General features: G+C 58.5%; 7 protein-coding genes. 5 read left to right on the top strand and 2 right to left on the bottom strand.

Annotated features, from left to right (window positions below; translation table 11 throughout):
- On the top strand, positions 1-212 hold a 212-nt coding region (locus tag AB5Y64_RS12220), incomplete at its 5' end, for a hypothetical protein (RefSeq protein ID WP_368203890.1).
- A 71-nt stretch (positions 213-283) separates the two neighbouring features.
- Here AB5Y64_RS12220 and AB5Y64_RS12215 read toward each other — a convergent pair.
- Positions 284-1,186: a lysine exporter LysO family protein gene (locus AB5Y64_RS12215; RefSeq protein ID WP_041215456.1), complete on the bottom strand. Its 903-nt coding sequence runs from the start codon at positions 1,184-1,186 to the stop codon at positions 284-286.
- Positions 1,187-1,717: 531 nt separating this feature from the next.
- On the opposite strand from AB5Y64_RS12215, the gene AB5Y64_RS12210 reads away from it, so the two are divergent.
- From AB5Y64_RS12210 to AB5Y64_RS12195, 4 genes are all read left to right on the top strand, one after another.
- Positions 1,718-2,488, top strand: a complete 771-nt coding sequence (locus AB5Y64_RS12210) for an ABC transporter ATP-binding protein (RefSeq protein WP_010674267.1) — start codon at positions 1,718-1,720, stop codon at positions 2,486-2,488.
- Positions 2,489-2,553: 65 nt separating this feature from the next.
- On the top strand, positions 2,554-3,327 hold the full coding sequence (locus tag AB5Y64_RS12205; RefSeq protein ID WP_041206090.1) for an ABC transporter substrate-binding protein: 774 nt from the start codon (positions 2,554-2,556) through the stop codon (positions 3,325-3,327).
- Positions 3,328-3,531: 204 nt separating this feature from the next.
- On the top strand, positions 3,532-4,272 hold the full coding sequence (locus AB5Y64_RS12200) for an ABC transporter permease (protein WP_005332892.1): 741 nt from the start codon (positions 3,532-3,534) through the stop codon (positions 4,270-4,272).
- A gap of 93 nt (positions 4,273-4,365) precedes the next feature.
- A complete protein-coding gene (locus tag AB5Y64_RS12195; protein WP_161470765.1) occupies positions 4,366-5,058 on the top strand; it encodes an ABC transporter permease in 693 nt (230 codons plus the stop codon).
- Between the two features lie 50 nt (positions 5,059-5,108).
- Here AB5Y64_RS12195 and AB5Y64_RS12190 read toward each other — a convergent pair whose 3' ends face one another.
- A complete protein-coding gene (locus tag AB5Y64_RS12190; RefSeq protein WP_102948249.1) occupies positions 5,109-6,446 on the bottom strand; it encodes an IS4-like element ISAeme15 family transposase in 1,338 nt (445 codons plus the stop codon).
- Positions 6,447-6,452: the final 6 nt, after the last annotated feature.

Raw genomic sequence — 6,452 nt, 5'->3', positions numbered from 1 at the left:
AGGGTGATGGTGGTGGTGTGTTTGGAGACAGCCAGTTTACCAGCACCCTGTCTGTCAACTTCCACTTCCCCAAGATCCCGCGAAGAACCAAAAATGAGGGAGGCATGATGCCTCCCTCTTTCTATTGCAAGCCACGCTGGATAAAGGCTGAAGGAACATCGACTGGAAACAGCCTTGCTCCCCCAACTCAAGTCGCATTTATGAATAATTAGTCAAAAATGTGCTTATCTGAACAGCATTGGGCACTGCTGCCGGGCTTTTTTCCGCCTGGGGGGCATCATGCTCAGATAGCCAGGAACCCCAGGATCAGAATGGGGCCGAGCAGGCTCAGGATAAAGCCGGAGACGATGGCCACCGGCACCACCTGGATGCCGCCGGATTTCTGGATGACAGGCAGGGTGAAGTCCAGCGCCGTGGCGCCGCCGTAGCCGATGGCGGCGCTGGGGTGGCGGCGCATCAGCACCGGGATGATGAGGATGGCGATAAGCTCGCGCCCCAGATCATTGATGAAGGCGGCGGAGCCCAGCACCGGGCCCAGCTTGTCCGCTACCAGAATGCCGGAGAGCGAATACCAGCCAAAACTGGAGCTCATCGCGAGGCCATGGGCAAAGGGCATGCCGAGCAGCTGGGCGGCCAGCAGGCTGCCGAGCCAGCTGCTGAGGATGACGGTGAGCGCGATCTTCATGCCCCAGGGATTGAGCAGGATCTGGCGCAGGCGCATGCCGGAGTTGCGCATCTGGATGCCGATGAGCAAGAGCAGCAGCATAAGGGCCCACTCGCTCAACTTGTCGATGGGCAGGGCGCGCAAGTCCACTACCAGCCCCAGCAAGACGCCCCCCAGCACCACGAAACAGAGTTGGAGGGATTCCCACAACAGGTGCAGCTTGCTCGGCATCTTGCCGTCGCTGGCCTCGTGGGTGGGGGGGCTGCGTTTGTCCAGCCACCACAGGGCCAGCAGGTTGCAGAGGGTAATGGCGGCGAGCATCACCCCTGCCACCTTGAAGATCACTGCCAGGTTGCTGCCCAGGTTCTCCACATAGGCCAGTCCCAGCCCCATCAGGAACAGGATGAGGTAGACCATCTTGCCCAGGGACTGGTTGACCAGCTTGATCAGACGGGCGGAAGAGAGGGGAACCAGATAGCCGATCACGAGCGGCAGCAGGATCAGCAACACATTGAGCAACATCGGGGCCTCGATCACAAAACGTGGAAAAACGGCACCTTATCACGACTTGTTGCACCTGTGTCACGGATCTGTGCATCAGCATGGCCCATACGGGACTTTTTATCATATTGTTGTGTTTTTTGATGACAGTCGGCTCTGTACGCAAACGGGGAAAGAGGGCCACATCACCTGAAAAATCAATTTCATCCCCATGAAATGACGAGAGAAGGGGAATCTGCCCGGGTGAATAAAGTCCTTTTGGGTGACATCTGGCGGATATGGTGAAATATGCTTGCTACCAGTGCGCTGCGGGTATAAAAGAGCGGTAGGGAAGGTGCGACAAAAAATGGATTTTATGCAGACAAAGTGCTGAAAAATACTCAATAGGCCAATAAAAATACAGATAAAACACCAAATACCTCGGTTCTGTATTGTTTTTTCACTACCTCAATGATATTTTCGCTGAAGGTTACCATCGGTTAACGTTTTGTTAAATGGACGATGGTGGAGTCACGCCGAAGCGGCGTCTAGGGACAGACAAGGTTGTAATGGATGAGCGACGTTGCCGCACTGGAAGTTCGTGATCTGCACAAGTATTTTGGCACCCACGAAGTGCTCAAGGGCATCGATATGACGGCCCACAAGGGGGATGTGATCTCCCTCATCGGCTCCTCGGGTTCGGGGAAGTCGACCTTTCTACGCTGTATCAATCTGCTTGAAACCCCCTCATCGGGCAGCGTCTCCCTCCACGGGGAGCTGATCCGGATGAAAACCAGCCGTTCCGGCGAACGCCTGCCGGAGGACATGCGCCAAGTGGAGCGTATCCGCAGCCGACTGGCCATGGTGTTTCAAAGCTTCAATCTCTGGTCCCACATGACCATCATGCAGAACATCATCGAAGTGCCCATCCAGGTACTCAAGGTGCCCCGTGCCGAGGCCATCGCCAAGGCGGAGCACCTGCTCAACCGGGTGGGGCTGTGGGAGCGTCGCGACTATTATCCTGGTCACCTCTCCGGCGGTCAGCAGCAGCGGGCCGCCATCGCCCGGGCGCTGGCGGTGGAGCCCGAGGTGATGCTGTTTGACGAGCCTACTTCGGCCCTCGACCCTGAACTGGTGGGGGAGGTCCTTGGCCTGATGCGCGAGCTGGCGGAAGAGGGGCGTACCATGATGGTGGTGACCCACGAGATGTCCTTCGCCCGCGACGTGTCGAACAAGGTGATGTTCCTGCACCAGGGGCGCGTGGAGGAGGAGGGCAATCCCAAGGAGATCTTCGCCCATCCCAAGTCGGAGCGATTCAAGCAATTCATCTCTTCCATCTATTGATGGACGGGCTGTATTTTCAACAATCTGTGTTTTCAATGATCGACGTGTTTATCAAGGAGAGATACATGAACAAGCTGATGCTGGCGACTGCCGTGATGACGGCCCTGTGTTCCGGTAGCCTGATGGCCAAGGAGTGGAAAGAGGTGCGGATCGGGGTGGAAGGCGCCTATCCTCCCTTCTCCTGGACCGAACCGAGCGGCGAGGTGAAAGGCTTCGACATCGACATCGCCAACGCCCTGTGCGAAGAGATGAAGGTGAAGTGCACCCTGGTCAAGCAGGACTGGGACGGCATCATTCCGGCGCTGCTGTCGCGCAAGTATGACGCCATCATCGCCACCATGGACATCACCGAAGAGCGCAAGAAGAAGGTGGACTTCACCCAGAAGTACCAGCACATTCCGGCCCGCTTCGCCGCCAAGAAAGGCACTGACGTGCAGCTCGACAAGGCCTTCATGGATGGCAAGACCATTGCCGTGCAGCGCGCCACCTCCATGGACACCTACATCACCGACAACTTCCCCAACGCCACCATCAAGCGCTACGGCACCGCAGACGAAGCCTATCTCGATCTGAAATCCGGCCGGGTTGACTACGTGATGGCCGACTCCGCCGCCATCAGCGATGGCCTGTTGAAGAAAGAGGGTGGCGATGCCTACGAGTTCGTCGGCCCGAAACTGACCGATCCCAAGTGGTTTGGCGAGGGTGCCGGCATCGCGGTACGCAAGGCCGACAAGGATCTGAAAGAGAAATTCAATGCCGCCATCCTGGCCCTGCGCGCCAACGGCAAGTACAAGGAAATCAACGACAAGTACTTTGATTTCGACGTGTACGGCGAGTAACCCCCAGGCGCGCTACCCCGGGTAGCCGCCGAAGGGATTGCGGCGAATCATCACGACAGGTCGACCCTCGTCTGTAGTCACCGGGCCCGTTGTCTCTCGCAAGGGAGCGATGGGCCCGCTTAGTTGCAATGGAGCTGCATGTGTTTGGTTTGAAAGGATATTGGGACGGGCGATCCCGCTCAATGCGTTGCAATGGAGCCGCATATGTTTGATTTGAAAGGATACGAAACCTCCCTGCTGGAGGGGGCCTGGGTCACCCTGGAGGTGGCATTGGCTTCTCTGCTGCTGGCGCTGCTGCTGGGCATGCTGGGAGCGCTGGCCAAGCTTTCCCCCTACAAGTGGGCGCGCGGCATCGCGACCGCCTATACCACCGTCATTCGCGGCATCCCGGATCTGGTGCTGATGATGCTGCTGTTCTTCGGCGGCCAGGTGCTGATCAACGGGATCTGCAGCTGGGTCAACGAGGCCTACAACAACTACCTGCTGGAGAGCAACCCGAGCCAGGAGTGGGTCTCCCTGCTGCCGGATTACATCGACATCAGCCCGTTTGCGGCCGGGGTCGCCACCATCGGCTTCATCTTCGGTGCCTACATGACCGAGACCTTCCGCGGCGCCATCCTGGCGGTGGACAAGGGGGAGCTCGAGGCGGCGCGCGCCTTTGGCATGCGGGCGACCCAGGTGTTTGTGCGGATCCTCTTCCCCCAGATGATGCGCCACGCCCTGCCGGGGTTTGGCAACAACTGGCTGGTACTGCTGAAAACCACGGCTCTGGTTTCCATCATCGGGCTCGATGACATGGTGCGTAAGGCGTCGCTGGCCGCGGGCTCGACCCAGCAGCCCTTCACCTTCTACATGGCGGTGGCGCTGATCTTCCTGATCTTCACCGCAGTCTCCACCTCGGCGCTCAAGTGGGCCGAGCGTCACTACGCCATCAAGACGAGGTAAGCCATGTCGTATTCAATGCAGTCGTTCGTTTACTGTGATCGTCGCGGTGTCAGTGACGAGCGTATCTACATCACGATCAAGATGAGGTAAGCCATGGATTTCTCGATCATTCTCACGGAGTGGCCCACCTACTGGGAGGGTTTCTACACTACCATCTGGCTGGTGTCGGTGTCCCTCATGCTCGGCCTCATGCTGGCGGTGCCCATGGGCATTTTGCGCAACAGCCGCAACTGGCTGATCAAGGGGCCGATCTGGGCCTACATCTACTTCTTCCGCGGCACCCCGCTGCTGGTGCAGCTGTTCATCATCTACTACGGCGCCGCCCAGTGGGAGTGGCTGAAAAACGGCCCCGCCTGGGCGCTCTTCTCCGAGGCCTGGTTCTGCGCCCTGCTGGCGTTTACCCTCAACACTGGTGCCTACACCGCCGAGATAGTGCGCGGCGCCGTGCTGAACATACCAAAGGGACAGATCGAGGCGGCCAATGCGTTTGGCATGAGCCGCTGGCAGACCCTCACCCGCATCATCCTGCCAAACTCGTTTCGCCGTGCGCTGCCCGCCTACAGCAACGAGGTGATCTTCATGCTGCAGGGCTCGGCGGTGGCGGGCATCATCACCATCGTCGACCTGACCGGTGCGGCGCGGATCATCAACTCCCGCTACTACAGCCCGTTTGAGGCGTTCCTGACAGCCGGCCTGCTCTACATGCTGCTTACCTTCGCCATCGTCTGGCTGTTCAAGAAGTGGGAGGCCCGCTGGCACGCGCACCTGCGTCCCCGCAGCGTCTGACCTGATACAAAAACCAGAGACAAAAAAGCCCGCAGTTGCGGCAATGCTGTTCACTTAAGCGGAGCCGCATTGCGATTTACCGGAAAACGGGTCTTTGATATCTTCACCGCCCTGGGTCTCGATGGCCTGGGGCGTTTTTCTATGAACATGACGCCTATGCAGCCCCGCAACTCCGCCAACCTCCGTGGCGTATGGGCTGGCGATAACGCGCCCGCCATCACTGCCATCTGGTTCGCGATGAACTGACAGGCAAACTTAAAGCTCACCTCATTGGGCGCTCGCTGATGGGCTACGGCGGCCTGGCTGGCCTCCCGCCTGACCAGATTGTATCCAAGCAGCAATCCCCACAGCTCCTGATAGACCAAGTCCACTTTCTTGCTTCTCAGCGTGATGGCGTTGTGCTGCATCGCGCTTTTGATATCCCGGTATCCCAGCTCGATTTCCCAGCGCTCGTGGTACAGGGTCGCCACCTGAGCTGCGCTGAATCGCGCCACGGGCAGGGAGGTAAAGACCGTTTTCTCCTTGCCTGCCACCTCATAGGTCACTGCGCGAACTTGCCAGTGTGTCGGCAACGCCGGGTTTTTCTTGCGAGCCTGAGGCGAGACCGTCATTTGCAACAGACGGTCACCGTCGCCATAGCGCTCAAGTTCCGTGTATACCAGCCCGTTGCGTTCCGGGATGAGCCAGTGACGGTCGGTGTCTTCGGCCTGAATACGCAGCAACAGGTCGGCACCGAAGAAGCCTTTATCCAGCAGGGTCACTGACTTGTCCGGCAATGAGTGAATGAACTCGCTGGCCAGGGGGATTTCCCCTTTGCGGTACGGGCTGATGGCCGCGTTGGCAATGACATGCGAGCGGACATTCATGAGCGTGACCAACCGCAGCATCGGGTAGGGTGTCTGCCGGTTGGTTGAGGTGTTACCCGAGCCGAAATGTGCTCTGAGTTCAGGCATATCCTGGGTTCGGAACAGGGCCCCATCGATGGCAAAGACCTGTAAACCGTGCCAATGGTCTTCAGGATAACGTTCCCGCCCCCACACATCGGCGCACTGTTTGAACAGCCACTCGAGCGGCTGTTTGCCGAGTCGCTGACGGGCCTGAGACAGGGCACTGTCCGCGAGCAAGGCATCATTGGCCAACCCTTCTGCACAGATGTTGAGGCGCCGAGCGACCTCGGAGATAGGCTCATTGCGGAAAAAGGCCATCCCCACGACGAGCCACAAGACCATATCAGAAGGTAAGCGGCGTCGGCGGATAGTGGCCTTTTCAGACAAGGCGGCAGCGGCAGTAATCCATTCGTCGGGAATATGGTCGGCAAAAATGGCCAGCCGAGCCAGCATGTCGCCAGATGCCTCAACAACATCGTTCAGATCGTTTGCAATAGACATAAAAAA

The sequence above is a fragment of the Aeromonas sp. R5-1 genome, from assembly GCF_040908265.1.
GTDB classification, from domain to species: Bacteria; Pseudomonadota; Gammaproteobacteria; order Enterobacterales; family Aeromonadaceae; genus Aeromonas; species Aeromonas caviae.
This window is presented reverse-complemented; position numbering and strand designations above follow the sequence as displayed.